This window comes from Tepidibacter sp. Z1-5 (assembly GCF_037844525.1).
GTDB lineage: Bacteria > Bacillota > Clostridia > Peptostreptococcales > Peptostreptococcaceae > Tepidibacter_A.
Genome location: NZ_JBBMMD010000014.1, coordinates 26,323 through 49,534 on the forward strand (window position 1 = coordinate 26,323; position 23,212 = coordinate 49,534).

General features: G+C 28.4%; 23 protein-coding genes. 11 read left to right on the forward strand and 12 right to left on the reverse strand.

Annotated features, from left to right (window positions below):
- Positions 1-45: 45 nt before the first annotated feature.
- From truA to WJW32_RS03495, 7 genes are all read left to right on the forward strand, one after another.
- Positions 46-789 carry a tRNA pseudouridine(38-40) synthase TruA gene (gene truA, locus WJW32_RS03465; protein WP_340255041.1) on the forward strand — a complete coding sequence of 248 codons (744 nt, stop codon included), beginning with the start codon at positions 46-48 and terminating at the stop codon, positions 787-789.
- A gap of 14 nt (positions 790-803) precedes the next feature.
- Positions 804-1,496 (forward strand): FadR/GntR family transcriptional regulator, encoded by a 693-nt coding sequence (locus WJW32_RS03470; RefSeq protein ID WP_340255044.1) that lies wholly within the window; start codon positions 804-806, stop codon positions 1,494-1,496.
- A gap of 179 nt (positions 1,497-1,675) precedes the next feature.
- Positions 1,676-3,220 carry an L-lactate permease gene (locus WJW32_RS03475; protein ID WP_340255046.1) on the forward strand — a complete coding sequence of 515 codons (1,545 nt, stop codon included), beginning with the start codon at positions 1,676-1,678 and terminating at the stop codon, positions 3,218-3,220.
- A gap of 275 nt (positions 3,221-3,495) precedes the next feature.
- Positions 3,496-4,284 carry an electron transfer flavoprotein subunit beta/FixA family protein gene (locus WJW32_RS03480; RefSeq protein WP_340255048.1) on the forward strand — a complete coding sequence of 263 codons (789 nt, stop codon included), beginning with the start codon at positions 3,496-3,498 and terminating at the stop codon, positions 4,282-4,284.
- Between the two features lie 11 nt (positions 4,285-4,295).
- A complete protein-coding gene (locus WJW32_RS03485; protein WP_340255051.1) occupies positions 4,296-5,516 on the forward strand; it encodes an FAD-binding protein in 1,221 nt (406 codons plus the stop codon).
- 11 nt (positions 5,517-5,527) lie between these two features.
- Positions 5,528-6,922: an FAD-binding oxidoreductase gene (locus tag WJW32_RS03490; protein WP_340255054.1), complete on the forward strand. Its 1,395-nt coding sequence runs from the start codon at positions 5,528-5,530 to the stop codon at positions 6,920-6,922.
- Between the two features lie 110 nt (positions 6,923-7,032).
- Positions 7,033-7,161, forward strand: coding sequence for a hypothetical protein (locus WJW32_RS03495; RefSeq protein WP_340255056.1), 129 nt, complete (start codon positions 7,033-7,035; stop codon positions 7,159-7,161).
- 146 nt (positions 7,162-7,307) lie between these two features.
- On the opposite strand, the gene WJW32_RS03500 is transcribed toward WJW32_RS03495, so the two are convergent.
- From WJW32_RS03500 to WJW32_RS03520, 5 genes are all read right to left on the reverse strand, one after another.
- A complete protein-coding gene (locus tag WJW32_RS03500; protein WP_340255058.1) occupies positions 7,308-7,955 on the reverse strand; it encodes a DUF4397 domain-containing protein in 648 nt (215 codons plus the stop codon).
- Positions 7,956-8,020: 65 nt separating this feature from the next.
- Complete coding sequence (locus WJW32_RS03505; protein ID WP_340255061.1) at positions 8,021-8,293, reverse strand: hypothetical protein; 273 nt, start codon at positions 8,291-8,293, stop codon at positions 8,021-8,023.
- Positions 8,294-8,491: 198 nt separating this feature from the next.
- On the reverse strand, positions 8,492-9,772 hold the full coding sequence (brnQ, locus tag WJW32_RS03510) for a branched-chain amino acid transport system II carrier protein (protein ID WP_340255064.1): 1,281 nt from the start codon (positions 9,770-9,772) through the stop codon (positions 8,492-8,494).
- Positions 9,773-9,913: 141 nt separating this feature from the next.
- A complete protein-coding gene (gene brnQ / locus WJW32_RS03515; protein WP_340255067.1) occupies positions 9,914-11,203 on the reverse strand; it encodes a branched-chain amino acid transport system II carrier protein in 1,290 nt (429 codons plus the stop codon).
- A 514-nt stretch (positions 11,204-11,717) separates the two neighbouring features.
- A complete protein-coding gene (locus WJW32_RS03520; protein WP_340255070.1) occupies positions 11,718-11,981 on the reverse strand; it encodes a hypothetical protein in 264 nt (87 codons plus the stop codon).
- A 237-nt stretch (positions 11,982-12,218) separates the two neighbouring features.
- Between WJW32_RS03520 and WJW32_RS03525 the strand changes: the two genes are divergently transcribed.
- Entirely contained in the window at positions 12,219-12,383 is a 165-nt protein-coding gene (locus WJW32_RS03525; RefSeq protein ID WP_340255073.1) for a hypothetical protein, read from the forward strand.
- 658 nt (positions 12,384-13,041) lie between these two features.
- Here the strand turns inward: WJW32_RS03525 and WJW32_RS03530 are convergent.
- Entirely contained in the window at positions 13,042-13,284 is a 243-nt protein-coding gene (locus WJW32_RS03530; RefSeq protein ID WP_340255076.1) for a hypothetical protein, read from the reverse strand.
- 201 nt (positions 13,285-13,485) lie between these two features.
- Here WJW32_RS03530 and WJW32_RS03535 point away from each other — a divergent pair, with 201 nt between their 5' ends.
- Positions 13,486-13,806: a hypothetical protein gene (locus WJW32_RS03535; RefSeq protein WP_340255079.1), complete on the forward strand. Its 321-nt coding sequence runs from the start codon at positions 13,486-13,488 to the stop codon at positions 13,804-13,806.
- A 121-nt stretch (positions 13,807-13,927) separates the two neighbouring features.
- On the opposite strand, the gene WJW32_RS03540 is transcribed toward WJW32_RS03535, so the two are convergent.
- Together WJW32_RS03540 and WJW32_RS03545 are read right to left on the reverse strand one after the other, a co-directional pair.
- Complete coding sequence (locus WJW32_RS03540; protein ID WP_340255081.1) at positions 13,928-14,560, reverse strand: cyclase family protein; 633 nt, start codon at positions 14,558-14,560, stop codon at positions 13,928-13,930.
- Between the two features lie 55 nt (positions 14,561-14,615).
- On the reverse strand, positions 14,616-15,233 hold the full coding sequence (locus tag WJW32_RS03545) for a ribonuclease HI family protein (protein WP_340255084.1): 618 nt from the start codon (positions 15,231-15,233) through the stop codon (positions 14,616-14,618).
- A gap of 365 nt (positions 15,234-15,598) precedes the next feature.
- Between WJW32_RS03545 and WJW32_RS03550 the strand changes: the two genes are divergently transcribed.
- Positions 15,599-16,723 carry a tyrosine-type recombinase/integrase gene (locus tag WJW32_RS03550; RefSeq protein WP_340255087.1) on the forward strand — a complete coding sequence of 375 codons (1,125 nt, stop codon included), beginning with the start codon at positions 15,599-15,601 and terminating at the stop codon, positions 16,721-16,723.
- A gap of 16 nt (positions 16,724-16,739) precedes the next feature.
- Here WJW32_RS03550 and yneA read toward each other — a convergent pair whose 3' ends face one another.
- Positions 16,740-17,012 (reverse strand): cell division suppressor protein YneA, encoded by a 273-nt coding sequence (gene yneA / locus WJW32_RS03555; protein WP_340255090.1) that lies wholly within the window; start codon positions 17,010-17,012, stop codon positions 16,740-16,742.
- Positions 17,013-17,167: 155 nt separating this feature from the next.
- On the opposite strand from yneA, the gene lexA reads away from it, so the two are divergent.
- On the forward strand, positions 17,168-17,791 hold the full coding sequence (gene lexA, locus WJW32_RS03560) for a transcriptional repressor LexA (RefSeq protein ID WP_340255092.1): 624 nt from the start codon (positions 17,168-17,170) through the stop codon (positions 17,789-17,791).
- Positions 17,792-17,947: 156 nt separating this feature from the next.
- Here the strand turns inward: lexA and WJW32_RS03565 are convergent, their stop codons facing one another.
- From WJW32_RS03565 to WJW32_RS03575, 3 genes are all read right to left on the reverse strand, one after another.
- Positions 17,948-19,870: a glutamine synthetase gene (locus WJW32_RS03565; RefSeq protein ID WP_340255095.1), complete on the reverse strand. Its 1,923-nt coding sequence runs from the start codon at positions 19,868-19,870 to the stop codon at positions 17,948-17,950.
- A gap of 361 nt (positions 19,871-20,231) precedes the next feature.
- The gene (locus WJW32_RS03570) at positions 20,232-21,593 is read right to left on the reverse strand and encodes an alanine/glycine:cation symporter family protein (RefSeq protein WP_340255098.1); all 1,362 of its coding nucleotides are present in this window, start codon (positions 21,591-21,593) and stop codon (positions 20,232-20,234) included.
- Between the two features lie 190 nt (positions 21,594-21,783).
- Positions 21,784-23,085, reverse strand: a complete 1,302-nt coding sequence (locus tag WJW32_RS03575) for a methionine gamma-lyase family protein (RefSeq protein WP_340255101.1) — start codon at positions 23,083-23,085, stop codon at positions 21,784-21,786.
- Positions 23,086-23,212 lie beyond the last annotated feature (127 nt).

Sequence of the window (23,212 nt, forward strand, 5' to 3'; positions counted from 1 at the left end):
ATTAAAGTATAAATATTATTATACAATAGAGAGGAAGTCTAAATAATGAGAAATATAAAAATTACACTTAAATATGACGGAAGTAAATATAGAGGTTGGCAAAGATTAAAAGATACAGACATGACTATACAATCTAAGGTTGAAAGTGTTATTTCTAAAATGGAGAATGAAGAGATAGAAATAGTAGGTTCTGGAAGAACAGACGCTGGTGTTCATGCAATTGCTCAAGTAGCAAATTTTAAAATTAATTCTAAAAAAAGTATTTCTCAAATACATGAATATCTATATGCATACCTACCTCAAGATATAGTGGTAACAAATATAGAAGAAGTTGAGCCTAGATTCCATTCAAGATATAATGCTATTTCAAAAACTTATATGTATAAAATAAATAACAATAAAATGCATGATCCTTTCTCGAGAAAATATGCAACTCATATACCTAACAAACTTAATGTCGATAATATGAAAAAAGCCTGTGAATATCTTATAGGAGAACATGATTTTTCTGGTTTTAAATCTTCTAAATCAAAAAATAAATCCAACATCAAAACTATAAATCATATAAACATATCAGAAAATAAAGATTTTATCAATATTAAGATAAATGGAAATGGTTTTTTACATAACATGGTTAGAATTATAGTTGGAACATTAATAGAAATAGGATCTAACAAAATGCAACCTGAGTATATAAATCAAATATTAGAAAGTAAGGATAGATCTTTAGCAGGCCCTACAGCTTATTCTCAAGGACTATACTTACATAGTGTAGAATATAAAAAATAAAAGGAGATTATATCGTGTTTACTCCAGTTAAAAGTACAAAAGTTTATGAGCATGTTATAAGTCAAATACAAGAAATGGTTATGGATGATAGGCTCAAAAAAGGAGATAAGCTTCCTCCTGAAAGAGAATTAGCTGAATTACTTGGTGTAAGTAGAACATCTATACGCGAAGCATTAAGAGCATTGCAAGTAATGGGTCTTATAGAAAGCAAACAAGGAGAAGGTAATTTTATAAGATCTAACTTTGATGATACTTTATTTCAACCATTGTCCGTTATATTTAAACTTCAAGAAAGTAAACCAGAAGAAATATTAGAGCTAAGAAAAATGCTTGAGATAGAGACTGTAGCTCTTGCAGCGCATAAAATAACAGATAAAGAAGTTGAAGAACTTAGATTTATTATGAATCAGTTAAAAGAATGTGAAGATGAAGATACAAAAGTAAAGCTGGATAAAGAATTCCATTATAAAATAGCTGATATATCCAAAAACTCTTTGATTGTAAATATATTAAGCGTTATTTCTAGCTTAATGGACTTTTTTATTAAGGATGCTAGAAAAATTATACTTTCAAATAATAATAATAAACAAATACTTATAAAACATCATGAAGATATATACAATGCATTATCTCAAAAAAATACTGCAGAAGCTTCTAAATGTATGACTAAACATATGGAATTTATATATAAAAACTGCATTAATTAACTTATCAACAACCTACTTTATTAAAGCAGGTTGTTTTTATATATATTTCCGAAAACATACACGTTTAAAAAGTATATATGTTAAAAAATAAACTATTCTTGAAATTTTCTGAAAATTGAGGTAAATTAAAAGTAGGCGTGGTCTTACCATATTACCACAAAGAAAAAGGAGGGAAAGTATTGAATATTTATTTATTGTTTTTAGTTGCTTTAATTCCTGTAGCATGGCTAATGATATCTTTAGGGGTATTGAAAATTCCAGCCCATAAAGCATGTCCTTTAGGTCTTTTAATAACACTATTTCTATCAATCGTAGTATGGAATATGGATTTTGTATCAGCTATCTTAGCAGCTATAGAAGGAGCTATATTAGGAATATGGCCAATAATGATTGTAATAATAGCAGCTATATTCACTTATAATTTAGCACTCTATACCAAGAGCATGGATATTATGAAATTAATGCTTTCTAGTATAACAACAGATAAAAGAATTCAAGTTCTTATATTGGCATGGGGATTTGGAGGATTTTTGGAAGCTGTTGCAGGATATGGTACTGCTGTAGCTATTCCAGCAAGCATATTAATTTCTCTAGGGTTTGACCCTATATTTGCAGCAGTAATATGTTTAATTGCAAATACTGTTCCTACAGCTTTCGGAGCTGTTGGTATTCCTGTTTCTACTTTAGCTAATGTAACAGGACTTAATGTTAACTTACTAAGTTACTATATAGGTCTACAGCTAACTATTTTTATTATAATTATACCAATAGTTCTAGTTTTAATAACAACTAAAACTATAAAAGGTTTAAAAGGTGTATTTGGAATTTCTTTAGCATCGGGTATTAGTTTTGCAATTCCTCAACTATTATGTGCAAAATATCTAGGAGCAGAACTTCCAGCTCTATTAGGTAGTATTTGTTCTTTAGGAACAATCATCCTTTGGGCAAAAGTTTTCTTAAAAAAAGAAGAAAACTTTGAAAATGAATATAGTGTAAGTACAACCCAATCAAGCATTACTATAAATAGAATCACAATTAAAGAAGGGATTTTAGCTTGGATTCCGTATATACTTGTATTTATATTTATTATTTTCACAAGCCCTTTATTCCCAAATATTAATGAATATTTAAGTCATTTCAAAACTAGTATAGTTATCTATGAAGGTAAAACTATATTTAAATGGGTTTCCACCCCAGGAACTTTAATTATATTAGCTGGATTTATAGGAGGGTTAATTCAAGGAGCTAAAATTAAAGAAATAATTAAAGTATTTTTATCTACATTAAAACAACTCTATAAATCAACAATTACAGTTATATCTATAGTTGCTTTAGCAAAAGTTATGGGATATAGCGGTATGATTACATCATTAGCTATAGTATTGGTTAAAACTACGGGCAAATTGTTCCCTTTAATATCTCCTGTAATAGGAGCTTTAGGAACATTTATCACAGGAAGTGATACATCTTCTAACGTATTGTTTGGATCACTTCAGAATGAAGTAGCTAAATCAATAGATGTAAATGCTTATTGGCTTACAGCTGCAAATACGTCAGGTGCTACAGCAGGAAAAATGATATCACCTCAAAGTATTGCTATAGCAACTTCTGCTACAGGAATGATAGGAAATGAGGGTAAAATATTTAATAAAACATTAAAATTTTGTGCTGCTTATGTAGTTGTTTTAGGCATATTAGTGTATATTGTAAGTTTATTTATATAAAATAGTCATGTTAAAAAATAAACTTTAGTAGAAATTTTTAAAATATTATGATAAAATGCTTATCAAAGTGGTATTACCAATATACCAATTTTCAAAAACAGTTTTACATTCAATATAAAAGGGAAATATTAATGACTTTAATAAAAGTACCTTAGTTCAAAAGTTTTAAAGAGAGCATTTGAGTTAAAAGGAAAAGGTTCTGGAGTTGTTGTCATAAAATAACACATTTATTGGTATTACCATAATACCCATTTATATAAAATAGGAGGATTGTTATGAATATATTTGTATGTATTAAACAAGTACCAGGTACTACAGAAGTACAAGTAGACGAAAAAACAGGTGTTTTAAAAAGAGATGGTATAGATTCTAAAATGAATCCATATGACTTATACGCAATAGAAACAGCTGTGAAGATTAAAGAAGAAAAAGGAGGAAAAATAACCGCAATAAGTATGGGTCCACCTCAAGCAACAGATGTAATAAAAGAAGCATTTATGATGGGCGTTGATGAAGGGGCGCTTTTAACAGATAGAAAATTTGCGGGGGCTGATGTCTTGGCGACAGCTTATACTATAGCTCAAGGAGTTAAAAAAATAGGAAATCCAGATATTATAATCTGCGGAAAAATGACAACCGATGGAGACACTGCACAAGTAGGTCCTGAAATGGCTGAATTTTTAAATATTCCTCACGTTGCAAATGTCTTGAGCATTGTAGAAGTAAAGGAGAATTCTTTAATTCTTGAAATGGATATGCCAAATACTGTAGAGGTTGTTGAAGTAAATTATCCTTGTCTGATAACTGTTGAAAAAGATATTTTTCAACCCAGACTGCCTTCATTTAAATTAAAATTATCTAGCACAGATAGAGAAATACCGTTTTTTAGTATGGATTCTTTTGATGATAAGGATGAAAATAATTATGGTCTAAACGGTTCTCCTACTCAAGTAAAAAGAATATTCCCACCTGAGTCAAATGTAGATCATGAAATTTGGAAAGAAGAAAGTTGTGAAATTGTAGATAAATTATTTAATAAATTAAAAGAATTAAAATTCGTATAGGGGGTTATATCATGGCAAAAATAATTATTAATAATTATAAGATAAAAAATCCAGAAGAATTAACATCTCTTTGTCCATTCAATGCCATAGAATATAAAGATGGTAAATTAGACATTAATGCCGGTTGTAAAATGTGCAAAATATGCGTAAAAAAGGGACCTGAAGGTGTATTTGAATATATAGAAAGCAATAAAATAGAGATTAATAAGGATGAATGGAAAGGAATAGTAGTGTACGTAGATCATGTTGACGGAGATATTCATCCGGTTACATTAGAACTTATAGGAAAAGCAAAAGAAATGGCTGATAAAATAAATCATCCTGTATATTGCTTATTCATAGGCCATAATATAAAAAATAGCGCAAAAGAACTTTTACATTATGGAGTAGATAAGGTCTTTGTGTATGATAATAAAGAGCTTAAGCACTTTAGAATAGAGCCATATACGGCAGCTTTCGAAGATTTTATAAATAAAAACAAACCTAGTATAGCTTTAGTAGGAGGAACTACAATAGGAAGATCTTTAGCGCCTAGAGTAGCTGCCAGATTCAAAACAGGATTAACAGCAGACTGTACAATCCTAGATGTTCAGGGAAATACAGATTTAGACCAAATAAGACCGGCTTTTGGCGGAAACATAATGGCTCATATCTATACTCCTAATCACAGACCTCAATTTGCAACTGTTAGATATAAGATATTCTCTGCTCCTGAGAAAAGTATTGATGCAGATGGAGAAATCGTTTTCTGTGATATGAAAGAAAATAAATTAAAGTCTTCTATAACTGTTTTAGAAATAAAAAACAAAGAAAAAGTATCTGGAATTGAAGAAGCTGAGGTTATTATTGTAGCAGGAAGAGCAATACGTAAATTAGAAGATATGGATATGATTTATAAATTATCAGATATACTAAATGCTAAAGTAGCTGTTACTCGTCCTTTAATAGAATCTGGATGGGCGGATGCAAAAACACAAATAGGGCTAAGTGGAAGAACTGTAAAACCTAAATTAATTATAACATGCGGAGTATCTGGAGCTATTCAATTTGTAGCTGGTATGAATAAGTCAGACTGTATAATAGCAATTAATAAAGATGAAAATGCACCTATATTCAATTGTGCACACTACGGAATAATTGGAGATATTTATGAAGTTATTCCTGGATTAATAGAAAAGCTAAGTAATGATGAAGTATCATTAGATAATTTAGTTGCAGTTAGTAAAGGTTAGGGGGGCTTAATATGACTTATAAACAAATAGATAAATATGATATCGACTTTTTAATTTCAATTTGTACAAAAGATAGAGTGTTTGTTGGAGATGAAATTAATGAAGATTTTAGTCATGATGAATTAGCAGGAATAAAAAAGTATCCAGAAGTTTTAGTAGAAGTTTTATCAACAGAAGAAGTATCTAAAATAATGAAATATGCCTACGAAAATAATATACCTGTAACACCTAGAGGACAAGGTACTGGTCTTGTGGGAGGAGCAGTTCCTCTATACGGTGGAATAATGATTAATTTGAGTAATATGAATAAAATATTAGAATTAGATGAAGACAATTTAACTTTAGATGTAGAACCTGGTGTTTTATTAATGGAACTTTCAAAGTATGTAGAAGAACATGATCTTTTTTATCCGCCAGATCCTGGTGAAAAAAGTGCCACTATAGCAGGTAATATAAATACAAATGCAGGAGGAATGAGAGCTGTTAAGTATGGGGTTACAAGAGATTATGTAAGAGCACTCGAAGTGGTTCTTCCAAATGGTGAAATTATAAATGTAGGTGGCAAGGTTGTAAAAAATAGTTCTGGCTATAGCTTAAAGGATTTAATAGTAGGATCAGAGGGAACGTTAGGTATAGTTACTAAGGCTACATTAAAATTACTTCCTTTACCTAAAAAATCTATAAGCCTACTAATTCCATTTCCTAATCTAGAAACTGCTATAGAAACTGTTCCTAAGATTATTAAATCTAAGATTATACCTACTGCTATAGAATATATGGTTAAAGATGTTATTTTAGCTTCTGAGGAATTTTTGGGTATGAAATTCCCTGATAGTTCTGCAGATGCATACCTATTACTTACATTTGACGGTAACTCTACTGATGAAATAGAAAAAGCATATGAAAAAGTTGCTCATATCTGTCTAGATTCTGGAGCCTTTGATGTACTTATATCTAATACACAAGAAAGACAAGATTCTATATGGAAGGCTAGAGGGGCATTCTTAGAAGCTATTAAAGCATCCACTACAGAAATGGATGAGTGCGATGTTGTTGTACCTAGAAACAAAATAGCTGAATTCGTGAAATTTGCAGATGACCTTCAACATAAATGTAATATAAGAATTAAGGGATTTGGACACGCTGGAGATGGAAACCTTCATATATATATATTAAAAGATGAGCTTGATGATAATGTTTGGAAGAAAAAACTCGATGAAGTATTTAAGCTAATGTATTCGAAAGCTGTAGAGCTAGAAGGTAAGGTATCTGGTGAACATGGAATAGGCTATGCAAAGAGACCTTATCTTAAGTCATCTGAAGGTCAATTAATAATGGATCTATTTAAAAATATCAAATTATCATTTGATCCTAAAAATATTTTAAACCCTGGAAAAGTTTTTTAATATAAATACAAGTACAATTTAAAAAGCCTCTTCAAATTATAATTCTAAGAATAATTATTAATATTTAAGAATATTATTTATAGAATAAGATAATTAGAGGAGGCTTTTTTATGAACTGTGTATTAAGAATAACAACGAAATCAAGAGACCTTAAAAATACATTGAAGGTTTTTATGCAGCTTCAAAGATCCGGATTAATACCCAATGAATTATCAAAATGGGGAAATGATAAAGAGTAATAAAACACTTTTTATCATTTCCCCATTGAAATTTACAAAACATATATTTATTTAAATAAGTTATACATAAGTTGTAATAACCCGGTTATAAATTTCATTACAACAGTTTCTTCATTTGTACATTTGTACATTTTACTATGAAATCCTTATTTTATATAGCTATTTCCATCTAAAGGTATTAAAACTTGTAGAGGAGGTTTATCATCTAAAAAACCAACTGCATATATACTATAAAATCTATTAGGTCTAAGGTTAATATTAGGCACTATTAAAGCTGTTTGTTCAGTTTCTGCAACTTTTACTTCAATTGTATAATTTTCTGGTGGAACAGGTATATATTCTGTTACTTCTTCATATTCAACATCTTCAAATAATACAGTTCCATTTGGTAAAGTTATATCTACATTTGGAGTATTTGGAGATAGATGAACAAACCTAATCATAGTTTTATTAGTAGGTATAGGCTCTACAGACTCTACTATAGGTAATAAATCTAAATCAGATATATAACCAGTAGCAGTAACAGTTGCTATAGTATCATTGGGAATCTGAATATTTTTTACTAAAACTGGGTTTTTCGTAGTTCCAGATACAAAAACAGATATTAAATAGTTTCCAGGAGCTACGCTAATATAAGAAGTAAAACCTTTATAAGGTATATTTTTAGCTATTAAGTTATTATTTGCATATACATCTACAGGTGGAGCATCTGGCGAAGCATGTAATACTCTAATGTGAGAAGCTCTCACTTGTCTAATATACTGCATATATGGATATAAAAAATTACTAATCATAATCTCAGCACCTTTCAAATATCTTCCATATAATATATGATTTTATTCAAAAGATGTTAATTTAGCTATTTAAAGGTTATAGGATATCCATTATTAATGTCATATCCAAGCCCTATTAATCCACCAATTATTATTAACGTAAATATTGATATCATAACTATTTTATCAAATTCATTTTTCTTTAAACTATTTCTAAGAGCATACATACAAAACAGTAATACAGACCCTACTATAAATATAAAATACGATATTATTCCAAAGTTATCTATAAACCATTTGATAAAATAGTGAAATATAATAAATTTAGGTGAGGGGAAATCATAATCAGAAACATTCATACTAAAACTCCCTTCCTTTTTGTTTGAAAAATTAAACTTTTCTAAAAATTCTTTATTTTATTATATAACAAAATTTATCAAAATAAAATAAAAAAACATCAACTTTCAAACTGATGTTAATGTTTTTTATTTTTTATTAAGTTGTAAATTTTTCCATAATTCTACATATAGAATCAATTTAAACACAATAATTAAATTTTATGCTGTTTTTTTCATAGTAGCCATGGCAATTATAGATCCTAGTATAGCAGGTGTTAACCATGCAAATCCTGAACTTGCTAACGGTAATTTAGATATTATAGAATTAATATTTAATATTTGCATACCCATAGCGCTTAAAGCATCAAATAAGCTTACACATAAAGCTCCGTATACCGCTCCTGTATAAGCAGCTTTATTAGGTATGTAATCATCGAATATGTTCATAACTATTAATATTATTACAATAGGATAGACAGTTACAAGTAAAGGAACTGCAACCTTAACTATAGTTTCAACTCCAAAATTAGAAACCACCGAACTAAAAGTAGCAACTCCAATTACTATTGACTTATAACTTAATTTACCTTGTGATAGTTTAGAAAAATACTGCCCGCAAGTTGCTGTAAGTCCTATTGATGTAGTAAGACAGGCTAGAGATACAGCTAACCCTATTATAATTTTACCTGTATTACCTAATATTCTTTCTGTAATACTTATAGTAAGTTGAGTCTTTGTAATATCAGATGAGAATACAGTATTAGATGTAGCTCCTAAATACATTAATCCTCCATAGATAATAGCAAGACCACTAGCTGCTACAAGACCAGCATAAGTTGATAACTTGACTTGATCTTTAATATCTGTATATCCTTTTTGAATTAAAGAATTGATCACTATACCAGCTAATATAACAGATCCTAAAGCATCCATAGTTTGATATCCTTCTGTGAATCCTTTGGAAAATGCATTTGGAGTTCCTATATCAACAGGTACTCCTATTGGATTGATAATGCCTTTAACAATTATTATAAGTAGAGATATTAGAAGAACAGGTGTAAGAATTTTTCCAATATTATCAACTATACTTGATGGATTCATGACTAAATATAGTGTTATACCAAAGAATATTATAGATATTAATACAGGACTTGCTTGAGGAAATAAAGGTCTAATTCCCATTTCAAAAGTAGTAGCACCAGTTCTAGGTATAGCTAAAAGAGGTCCTATAGCTAAAACTATAATGGTACCTAATATTTTACTAAATGTTGGGCTAATTTTGTCAGCTAAATCACTTAAACTACCGCCAGATTTAGATGCAGCTATAATACCAAGGACAGGCATTCCTATCCCAGTTAATAAAAATCCGAGGAACCCCGTAACCCAAGAAGTGCCGGTTTGCATACCAAGAGCAGGAGGGAATATTAAATTTCCTGCACCAAAGAACATTGCAAATAGTGCAAATCCCACTACAATAATATCTTTAGATTGTTTATTCATATCTTTACACCTCTTTTAAAAAATTTTGGATTAAATTCAAATTTTAAGTTTAGTTGAAAAATTCAGAGAATTAAAGTTAAAAAAATATAGTTTTAAAAAACCCTTACCACCTGTATAGGCGATAAGGATTTTTATTATTTATTATGCATTTTTTTGTTTCTTCTTCATAGTAGCCATAGCAATTATAGATCCTACTATAGCTGGTAATATCCATGCGAAACCTGAACTAGCTAAAGGTAATTTAGAAATTAATTCACTAACAGCTAATATCGGAGTACCCATAGCAGCTAAAGCGTCGAATAGACTTATACATACAGCTCCAAATACTGCACCTGTATATGCAGTCTTATTAGGTATGTAATCATCAAATATATTCATAACTATTAATATTATACCTACAGGGTATACTGTTACAAGTAGAGGAACTGCTATTTTAACTATTGTATCAACTCCAAAGTTAGACATAACAGCACTAAATACAGTAACACCAATAACTATAGGTTTGTAACCAATTCTACCATTTGAAAGATTAGAGAAGTATTCTCCACAAGTTGCTGTAAGTCCAACCGCAGTAGTTAAACATGCTAATGATACAGATATTCCTATCAAAGCTTTTCCAGCATTTCCTAATATTCTTTCTGTAATACTTATAGTCAGTTGAGTTCTTGATATATCAGCCGGGAATATACCACTTGATGTAGCTCCTAAGTACATTAATCCACCATATACAATAGCAAGACCAGTAGCTGCTACAAGACCTGACATTACAGTTAATTTAATTTGATCTTTAGTGTCAGTATATCCTTTTTGAACTAAAGATCCAATTACTATTCCAGCGAAAACCATAGAAGCTAAAGCATCCATTGTTTGATATCCTTCTGTAAATCCTTTTGAAAATGGATTTAGCATTCCTGTATCAACAGGAGTTCCTATAGGATTCATAATACCTTTTATTATAATAACAAGTAAAGATACTAATAAAACAGGTGTAAGAACTTTACCTATTTTATCAACTATTCCAGATGGGTTTATAACTAAGAATAACGTTACCCCAAAGAATATAACAGATACTAATATAGGGCTTACTGAAGGGAATACAGGTGCAAATCCCATTTCAAAAGTAGTAGCACCAGTTCTAGGTATAGCTAAAAGAGGTCCTATAGCTAACATTATAACAGTTCCTATAATTTTACTAAATGTAGGGTTAACTTTGTCAGCTAAATCACTTAAACTACCACCAGCTTTAGAAGCAGCTATAATTCCAAGTACAGGCATTCCTATGCCTGTTAATAAGAATCCTATTAATCCAGGTACCCAAGTATCACCTGTCATAAGTCCAAGAGCAGGTGGGAATATTAAGTTTCCTGCACCAAAAAACATTGCAAATAGTGCAAATCCTACTACGATTACATCTTTAGACGTTTTGTTCATTTTGTTTCCTCCTTAAATTTCTTGTAAGTGATTTTCTTAAAAAATAGTTATCTATATTAAAAACTATAAAATAAGGATTAAAGTCTTTAATATACTTATGGAATATACCGTCTTGAGTGAATTTTATGACAATTTGTACCAAAGCTTTACGAATTTAAAATAATTATAACAACATTCATTAGAAATATCAATAGATTAAAGCTTGCGTGAATTTTTCCAAGATTCACCATATTCAAAAAAAGGAAATAATTTTTTTTATATCCCCAAATAAAAAAGCATACATTTAAAATGCATGCTTTTTTATTTGGGGATATAAAATACTTCCATCCATCAACGCCTTCAAATTACATCATGTAAAAACAAAAAAAACATTTTGCTATTTTTGCAATATTTCTAAAATACAAAAAAAGGATTTTTAGAAACTCTTTTTTTTAAGGTTGTTTAATGATTATTTATTGAATAATGAATTACAATAAAATTACTTTTATGTCATTTAAAATATAATTTTATATTTTTAAGAAATATAATGCTGTGTTATGATTGAATTTGAATTATGATTTATAGTAGAGGGATTATTCATCTCTATATCCATTATTTTATTAGGTTGTTTTAAAGGAGTCAGTAGAGAAAACAAGCCAACGATACTGAGTATAACTATAAATACCATTAATAGAATCTTACTATTTTGAAATTTTATGTTTCTAAAATAATTATTCTTATTTTGTTGTTTATGTTTGATCTTTTTTTTAGCTAAATTAAAGTCAATAACCTTTGACATACTCTAACCCCCTTTTAAATATTAGCGTATATTATATATTATTATAACAGATAAACAATGTGAATGGTTTAAATTTTTAGAAAATTCACTTTTTTAAAACAATTCTTTCTAACAATAAAGATTATATCTTTGTTATTTTTTACCATAGATTCATTTTCTATGTATATTTACATGTCTCTTATTAAATGTTATGATTTGTTTCTCAGATTAATAACTAAATATTAAGGAGGATATTTAATGAGAGAAGAATACAAAAAATGCGGCTTATGCACAAATTTAATAATAAAACCTTTAGAAGATGAGTATATAGAGCTAAAAGATGATAATGTGGATTTAGAAGAAAATAAGAATTCTGTAAATAAGATTAAACATAACCAAAGCCTTTGCCAGAAAAATATATAGAATTAATAGATGATTCTAAAAGTGAATAGAAAGATATTAAGGTAATATCAAAAATAAAAAAATCTCATTAAATAATTCCATAGATTGTACATAAATTTTGTCAAATTCATGTACATAAACACGATTTATAACAAAATAATAATTGATAATTGTATATTTTAAATTTATAAAACACATGATTATAAAAAGATTAAAAAACAAGTGAAATATAAGTAAAGTAAACGTATATAACTAATAGTTGTATTTTAAAATCTAACTATTCCCTAAATATACATTTAAAGACTAGTTGATTTCTGTTTTTAGAGGTACCCTCTAATTCCTTTTATATTAAATTGAATGCTTATATATAATTCTATATAATATCATAATTAAATCTGTATTGTATTTATATCAAAATTAATTATATAAGATATTTGACAAATCAATTTTAACTTGTTGGAATTTTACATAGAATCTCAAATTATTAAGATGTGAAATCATTTATTATCGTAATATCTCTTATCTAAAATATATATTATGTCTATTGATAATATATATCAGTTTGATTTTGATGATACTTTACCTAATAGTCATTCCATGGCTTACGTGTATTAAGCATCATTAATCTCCCCTTATTTTTCATTAATAAAGCAGTTCAAATAACTTGAACTGCTTTATTTTATACTTCCATATGATTTACTCTTACCCCATTTAATTTGCTCAATTCATTTATCATATTATTTATCCTACTTTTTTCTGCTCTTAAGTTCAATGTTATTAAGCCGGTATTTACTTCTATAGGATCATGCATGCCAAACCTGTTTAAAATTATATCTCCATTTTGTGTTAATATTTCTTGTACTTCAGTAGCAGAATCTGTTCTTTGATCTATTCTTATACCTGCAATACTTAAATTATCCATACTATGCCTCCAGTATTTAATCTTATACATTTTATTTTAGACTTTTTTGTGATTTTTATACATGAAACCATATTATTTTTTATCTGTTTTAGTTTTTCTTATACACTCTTTTATTTTTCAAAAGACAAAGTATACGAGAATAATACTACTTAAATAAGGATAATCTAAAATTAGTATTATTTATTATAGGAGGTTTCATTTATGAATATAAAAAATGTGACTTGGAAAGAATTTTTAATAAATAAAGGCTTTGATGAGTCTCTAACAAAATCATTTATAGGGTTTATTTCTTGGAAAGAAGGCAAAATTTTTTCTAAACTTGGAGAAGAAATAAATGATGTTTTGGCTGGATACGAAGGAAAAATAGTTGCTAAAGATGTTATATGTGATAAATATAAAAGTATAGGTATATTGTTTTTTAGTAAAAATATATCTCAAGATATTGCAAATAATGTTTTTAAAGCAGTACAATACTGCGAATATAATGAAGTTTATAATATGAATGATATAGATTCTATTTAAGAGATCAACTATATAAATTAAGCTTATATAGACATTACAATTATCCATTTGCAATATAAATGAACTAAGTATTATACCCATACATTTAACTTAGTTCATTTATATTGTAATCTTTATCTATCTACTTTATAACAGCTATAGCTCTTATAGGCGCTCCATCAGCATTAAGTGTTTTTAAAGGTAAAACTGCCAATGTAAAGAATTCAACTTCTACGTCCTCTAAATTGGTAAGATTTTCAATTACAATCAAATTATTTTTCATCAATGTTTTATGAACTTCAAACGAAGTTGATTTCATATCATCTATAGATATAGCATCCACCCCTACCCCTTTTAAGTTAAACTCAACTAACCAATTAGCTACATCTACACTTATAGATGGAAACTCTTCAAAATATTGCTTCTCACCCCAAAACTTACTCCATCCAGTTTTAATTATCACAAAATCAGATTTAGCTATTTTATCTTCATATTTTAGTATGTCTTTTAATTCTATATGTTTTTTGTCCTTAAATTCTAAAATAATAGCCTTACCCACAAAACGATCTACACCCATTCTATCTAATGTATCTCCATCTTTTAACATATGAGCAGGAGCATCCATGTGTGTTCCTGTATGAGAATACATAATCATCTTCATTTCACAAAAATTGTCTTTTTCTATAGTGTTTGCAGCTTCAAAAACAGGCGCCTCAGTACCCGGAAAAACAGGCATGTTCGGATGAATTACATGCGTTAAATCTACAACCTTCATAAAATCTCCCCTTTTTGATCTGATAAATGTACTTTAAATATCTAGCTAGTTTAATCTATATGTTTTCAATATACATTATATGATTACATTTTTCTCTATCTTTTTGATTTTCCAAACACGAGCAAACCTTTCTATTAATATCAACTGCGTAAAAACATCCATTATCTACAACTTTGTATATTCCATCACCTAGATTAAAGGTAGTTATGTTTATATTATCTTTAATCATTTCTTTATCAGATTTTATATTTGTTTTATCATATTTTTTATTTAGCCCCTCTTTTGATAATTTATCCGCCATGGCATTTTCATTTCTGGGCACCCATTTTATAGTTAAATCATCAAATCCACTTATAATGCTAACAGCTTCATCTCTAAGAGGTATTAAATGTTCTTTTTTACACTTCCACTGTCCTGTAACCTGTTTTATTATAAGATCAGAATCTCCATATACATTTACCTTTTCTTTCTTTAAACCTAATCTTATTAAATCTTTCATACATTCTATTAAAGCTCTATATTCAGCAGTATTATTAGTACCTTCTCCTCCATATAAAGAAACTTTCTTTAAATAGGTATTATATTTTGCATCATAAATGGCATATCCCAACCCTGTGTCAGCTTCTTTATTTCCATTATCATTACAAGCACCATCAAAATTACATTTAATCAACAATAACACTTCCCTTTCATATAACTTATTTTCATGTTCATTATAGCATTAAATATGTATAAATATACTGAAATTTTTAATTAATCATAATACAGTTAAATTCAATATTATTATGTTTTTTTATAACAAATAGGAAATTATATACCTTTAAATAACAAGTATTCAAATCACATAAGCAAAATCTCCTCATTTTATCGAATGTTGTATTCGCAAATTTAAATATAGTTCGTATTTTTATAAAAAAATTCCGAGTTTCGAATTTTAACCCAAGATAAATTGTTCGTATTTTCTATTACTCTTGTTTTTTATAACTTAAATTGATATCATATGAATAATCTAACTTTTATAGATAAGGAGTGTTTTAATTGCATAAGAATTTAAAAATACACAATAAATCAGATAAGCCAGATAACATAGTTTTAAAAGAAAATTCAATAATCGAAAATTGTATTAATGTTGAAAATCAGTTACCTAAATATATGAAGGATTTTTTTGTATATCTTAAAAGTGCGGTTGTTTCATCAACTAGATTGGCTTATTTAGAAGATATTTTGTTTTTTTGTAAATATTTAGTAAATGAATCAGATTTGACAGTATCAAATAACTGTAAAGATATAAGCATTGATGAATTTAACAATATTAAAGCAAGAGATATTAATTTATTTTTAGGAGATTACTGCTCAAGATATTATAAAAAAACAGATACAAATATACAAGTATTTGAAAACAACAACAGATCATTAGCCAGAAAAAAATCTTCATTATCTTCTTTATTTAAATTTTTATATAGAAACGAACAAATAAATCAAAATATTACAGATGGTTTCAATCCTATAAAACTCCCAAAGCCACAACCAGATGCCATAAAAAGATTAGAAATTGATGAAGTTGCAAAAATGATAGATGCAGTCGAATCTGGACAAGGGTTAACCGAAAAAGAAAAAATCTATTGGAAAAAAACAAAGTTAAGAGATAAAGCTATCTTGATATTGTTTATTACATATGGCTTGAGACTTAGCGAGCTTAGAGAACTTAATATTTCCTCATTTAACTTTACTAGAGGCGAATTTAAAATCTATAGAAAAAGAGGAAAAGAAGCTCTAATGCCACTTAATAAAACCTGTGAATCAGTTGTTTTAGATTACATGAAAAACGAAAGAATGAATTCTGATTATCTTGAAGTTCAATATAAAGATGCGCTTTTTTTATCTCTTCAAAATAAGAGAATGACATTAAAAGCAATAAGGGAATTGGTTATAAAGTATACATCGATAGCTATGGATATACCTCGAGGTAATGGATATAGCCCTCATAAACTAAGAGCTACATCTGCCACTTCTTTAATACAATACGGATTTTCGATATATGATGTACAAAATTTATTAGATCACGATAACGTAACTACAACTCAACTTTATGCAGCACATAAGAAGAATGTAAAACGAGAAATCGTTAAAAACTTTGAATGGTTAGAAGATAAAAAAGAGTAGAAGCTATTAATAGCTTCTACTCTTTTTTATAAACAGGAATTAATAGTTGATCTCCAGGATGTATATTAGCACTTTCTAAATTATTAACTTTTCTTATCATATATATGTAATCTCGTATATCTTCTTTTTCAGATATATTTTCTTTTGCTATATTCCAAAGAGTATCTCCTTGCATTACATTAACAGTTTCGTACTCTACGATATTCTTATATTTTTTAAAATCTGAAAATCCACTCAGTAAACTTATTGCAGAAAATAATATTATTATGTAAACTACATTCTTTTTCATAAACATTTACCCCCTCTTCATTCTAGAACACTTGTTCTGATTAAAGTATAGCAGAACAAGTGTTCTAAGTCAATAAAAAAAGAACAAACGTTTGTCTTTCTTTTAATTTAATGTTATAATATAATTCACAAGATTATAATGGGAGGATATTTAAAATGTATTCAAATTTAACTGATAAACAAATAGAAATTTTAAACTTTTTAAAACTACAGATCAATGAAAAGGGTTATCCGCCATCTGTTAGAGAAATATGTAGTGCAGTAAATTTGAAATCAACATCTACAGTCCACTCTCATCTGAATAAGTTAGAAGAAAAAGGATATATTCGAAAAGATAAAACAAAACCAAGAGCTATAGAAATTCTTGATTCAAATTATGATGATATTTTTAGTAGAAAAAAGACTATAGATATTCCTTTAGTTGGAAGTGTTACAGCCGGCTCTCCTATTTTAGCTGTTCAAAATATAGAAGAATTAATTCCACTACCATCTAGCTTAATAGATGCTAATAATACATTTATGCTAAGGGTGTATGGAGATAGTATGATTAACGCTGGAATATTAGACGGAGATTACATCATAGTAAATAAACAAAATACTGCTAGAAACGGTGAAATAGTAGTTGTTTTAACGGAAGATAACGAATCTACAGTAAAAAGATTTTTTAAAGAAGAAAACAGGATTAGACTTCAGCCAGAGAACCCTTATATGGAACCTATGTATTTTAATGATGTTAAAATATTAGGCACTTTAAAAGGAGTATTTAGAGTTGTAAAATAAATCAAAGGCTTATAGTAAAAACTATAGGCCTTTGATTTATTTTATACGATTTTATAAGTATTGCTTATTTTCAATATTGAAAAATATAAAAAGGCTAGATTCGTCAATGAAATCTAGCCTTAAATAAACATTCTTATTATTAAATTTAGTTCTTAACTAAAATAAATTTTTCTTATATGTTATATATAAATCCTTAAGTAATTTTATTTTTTCATTCATTTCTACTTGAAGATTAGATACTAAATCATAATTTTGTTCATCTATTGCATCTCTTATTCTTGTAAATAAAGATTTTTCATCAGTCTTATCTTTCATTAAATAACATCTTAATGTGTGTATTTTTTGCCAATTAACTATATCTAAATCTGTAACATCTTCAAAATGTGCTTTTTTACAAGATCTTACTATCTCCATATTTTCACCTATTATTCTGTCTTGTAATTCTCGTAACCATTGATTTATAATAGATTCTTTAAATGAGTCTATTGTTTTTTCTGTAAAAACACCGTTATATGTTAATGCTTTTTTCTTATCTTCATGTAGATTAAAATTCTTAGCATTTTCCCAAACCGTTTTAGGAGGTCTTCCGAATAAATCATTTCTCTCTTCTTCTGTATAAAATTCAAAAACATCTTCTTCACTTCTATATTCTCTATATTGTTCTAAATATCCAGTTATTTCACCTGATTTTTTAGAAAATTCATTTTCAAGTTCTTTAGATGTCTTTTTATTTTCTATTGCGTATTTTATTCCATCAAGCATAACTTGATAAGATGCTGCTATTATTATATACGTATTTGACATAGGGTTCGGAGCTCTTAATTCAAATCTTGTAGCTAATGGATTTTCTAAATCTCTTATCAAACCTACCAATATAGATCTATTTCTTGATGGATTATCTACACTTTTTCCAAGTGATGAAACGATACAAATAGGAGCTTCAAATCCAGGTTTTAATCTATTTAAAGCATCATTTGAAGAAGTTACAAAAGGATTAAGTAGTTCGTAGTTCTTTAAAATTCCCATTAACGCACCAAATCCAATAGGACTTGCATATTCATCATTCATGTTAGATGGCGAAAATAGATTTATCAGCTTTCCATTATTTAGTTTTGCAGCTACACCTAAATGCGTATGTTCTCCACTTCCCGCTACACCTTCTATTGGTTTTGCAGCAAAAGTAACTTCTAATCCATAATTCTTAAATACATCATTTACTAAATTTCTAATTATAAGTTCATTATCAGCTGCTTGAATAGCATCACTATATTTCCAATCTATTTCAAGTTGTTCCATAACATGATTAGATTTTCCTCTTGAGTTGATAGCTGAAGTTATTCCTCCTACTTCTTTATGCCCCATTTCAGGGTTTACTCCGTATTTTTCCATTAAATATATACTTTTTTCTAATGCTGTTCTAACTGTACCTTGGGTTCTCTTCCAATATTGCTCTTTTAAGTTTTGAGATGTAGAAAGTTTTTCCTCGTCAGCTTTATCCTCAGGTGTGTTAACCCAAAATTCAAGTTCTGTAGCTGATGTTAGTACGATTTCCTTTATATCCTCACAGTTTTCAATTCCAACAGAATTCAACACAGCACTATTTTTGCAAACTAATTCAAGAATCTCTTTTTTAAAATTATCTATAGATTTTTTTAGTATAGATCTTGAGCATACTTTGTTTCCATTATGTACTAAAAACGAAGGTATTCTCAAAGTCCCAACCGGAAGAAGTGTTTTATCATTTAAGTTTTGAAAGTTATAATCAACAAACCAATCTACATCCTTATCTGGAATTATTTCTACTTTGGCATCATTTAAAGTTGCTATATTATCAAGAACAACACTTGAACCATCTGTTTGAATTCCAGTTTGAATAAACGTATCTATATCTTCTAAAAAAACACTACTCGGTATTTTTTCGTCAGTATCATTACCTCTTAAATCTATACCGACTAATGATACAAATTCTATTTCTGGATGATTGTGTAAAATCTCATTGACATCTTCTGCCGAGTGCTTATCTTTCGGTATAAAATATATAAGCTTGCTTAAAGTATCCTTTTTTAATTCCTTCAACATTAATAATACCCTCCCTTATAAATATCTTCTTACAATTAATAGCAAAACAAACTCGATTAACCTACATAAAAATATAATTTAGCAATAAAGTACGTGTTCTCACGTATTAAAATTATATTTGTATATATATTGTTAACAAACCATTTTCATTAATATTGAAATTATATTACACATCTCATTCTTTGTAAAGTAAATAATTTAATAAATTTTTAAAATGTATTAATGTTGTAAATATTTTTACTTTTTCTTTTCTATTTTATAATTTAACCAAATACAACAAAGATTATATATTTAAATAAGTAACTAAAAAATAGACATTATCAATTAAAAATTGATAATGTCTATTTAATACTAGACTATGTTAAGCACTAGTTTTCATTTTTTCTTTTTCCTTATTTTCAAAGTCTATTAAGCTTGCTTTTGTAACTTTTAATAAATAAACAAGAGCAATTATATTCGGAATAACCATAAGTCCATTAACAGTGTCTGCTAATTGCCAAACAATAGGTACCTCTAGTAAAGTTCCAAGCACTAATACTATAACTATAAATAATTTATAAAACTTAACTCCTTTTATCCCAACTAAATATTTAACGTTTAATTCTCCGTAAAAATACCATCCTATTATAGTTGAAAATGCAAAGAAAAATAAAGAAACTGCTATAAATACACCACCAAAACTTCCAAAGCCATTTACAAAAGCCTGTTGAGTTAATTCAATTCCAGTTGTAGTTCCATCCAAAGCTCCAGTTGTAAGTATAACTAAAGCTGTTAAAGTTAATATTACAAATGTATCTATAAAAACGCCTACTATAGATACTAAGCCTTGTTCTACAGGATGATTAACTTTTGCAACAGCATGTGCATGCGGAGATGATCCCATACCAGCTTCATTTGAAAATAATCCTCTGGCAACCCCGTACCTCATAGCTTCTTTCATACCAACACCTATCAATCCTCCGGTAGCTGCCTTTGGATTAAATGCTCCTAAAAAAATCATTTTAAATGCAGGTATTATATTAGATGCATTAATTCCTATTATTATTAAACTACCTATTATAAATAATAAAGCCATTATAGGAACTAGTTTTTCTGTAACAGATGCTATACGACTTATTCCTCCAGAAACAACCAAAAAAGTTACTGAAGCAATTACAATACCAACAACTATACCAGGTACATTGAATGCCATTTTAAAAGCTCCTGCTATTGAATTCGATTGAATCATACCCCCAGTTAAACCAGCAGATAATATCATTGCTATTGCAAAAAAAGATGCTAAAAACTTACTATTAAGACCTTTATCTATGTAGTATGCTGGGCCTCCGCAAATCTGTCCATCTACTTTAGTTCTATATTTTTGAGAAATAACTGCCTCACTAAAGCTAGTTCCAAATCCAAAGAATGCACTTAGCCACATCCAGAATATAGCTCCCGGACCTCCTGATGCAATAGCAGTTGCTGCTCCTGCTAAATTACCAGTTCCAACTTGTCCTGCTATTGCTGTTGCTAAAGCTTGAAAAGATGACATTCCATCTTCATCTGCCTTATTTCCTTTAAATGATATTCCTCCAAAGGTATGCTTAAATGCTTTTTTAAACATTCTTATTTGAACAAACCTAAATGAAAATGTAAATAATATACTAGCTCCGCATAATACGAATACTAGTAATTTCCCCCATAAAATATCATTAATACCTTTTACTAATGCTAATAAATCCATCTTGACTCCTCCTTAAAATTTTGATAAATAATCTTTATGTGAAAATAATTATTTATATAATCATTTGACATAAAATAACTTTCTCCTCTTATTTTTTTCTATTTTTTTCTATATTTTGCAAAGTTGCACAATTGAGAAAATTAGAAATATTATGAATAAATTCAAAATAAAGTAATAAAAATGCCAACTTCTATATAGAAGTTGGCATTTTTATTACTTTATTTTTTATCATTTCAGTTAAAGCTTTTAAAGAACCAAATTTAGAATGAGTGTAAGTCAGTCCTCCTTGAAAATACACATTATAAGGTGGCTTTACAGGAGCGTCCGCACTAAGTTCTATAGATGATCCTTGAACAAAAGCTCCAGCTGCCATTATTACATCACTATCATAACCAGGCATAGGCCACGGCTCAGGACTTGCAAAAGAATCAACAGGAGCTGCATATTGGATCCCTTTACAAAAAGATATTATCTGATCAGCATTATCAAATTTAATTATTTGTATTATGTCACTTCTAACATCATCAGATTTAGGCAAAACTTTAAATCCTAATTCTTCAAATAATTTAGAGCAAAATATAGCCCCCATTAAAGCTTGTCCTACGGTATGAGGAGCTAAAAATAAACCTTGTAACACACTTCTAGTAGTTCCGAAAGTTAATCCACATTCCTTTCCTATCCCTGGTGATGTAAGTCTATATGATATTAACTCAACTATTTCTTTTCTACCAACTATGTATCCTCCTGTTAAAGCTAATCCTCCACCTGGATTTTTTATTAAAGACCCAGCCATTATATCAGCACCAACATCAGTAGGCTCTCTCATTTCTAAAAATTCACCATAGCAATTGTCCACCATTACAATTATATCTTCTCTTACAGATTTAACAGTTTTTATTATTCTCTCTATATCATCTATAGTAAGAGACTTTCTCCAGCTATAGCCCTTTGATCTTTGTATTAAAACAAGTTTTGTTTTATCGTTTATTTTTTCTTTTATATTAATATAGTCAGGCTCTCCATTATCTAAAAAATCTACTTGATTATAAGTTACACCGAATTCTTTCAAAGATCCTCTTGAATCTCTAATTCCTATAACTTCTTCTAATGTATCATACGGTTTTCCTGTTGCTGATAATATTTCATCACCCGGTCTTACTATCCCACTTATGCAAAGTGATAAAGCGTGAGTTCCATTAACTATTATAGGTCTAACTATAGCATCTTCTGTATTAAATACATAAGAGTAAATTTCTTCTACTTTTTCTCTTCCTATATCATTATATCCATATCCCGTAGTCCAATTAAAATGATTATCTCCAAGCTTAGATTTTTGCATAGCCTTTAATACTTTATATTGATTGTATTCACTTATCTGATTTATCTCTTTAAATCTATCTTGTATTTTACGTTCTATGTTTTCGCTTAATTTTACGACGGATTTATCTATATCATAAAAATCAAACAGCATATCTTTAGTTTGTTCAAGCACTATATACCACCCGTTTCTTAAGTTATTTTTAACATTAGAATTTTATCACAAAGAAATAACATATTCAATTTTTTCGCAAAATAATATATAATAGTACATATAACTTCGCATAACATATCTTATGCGA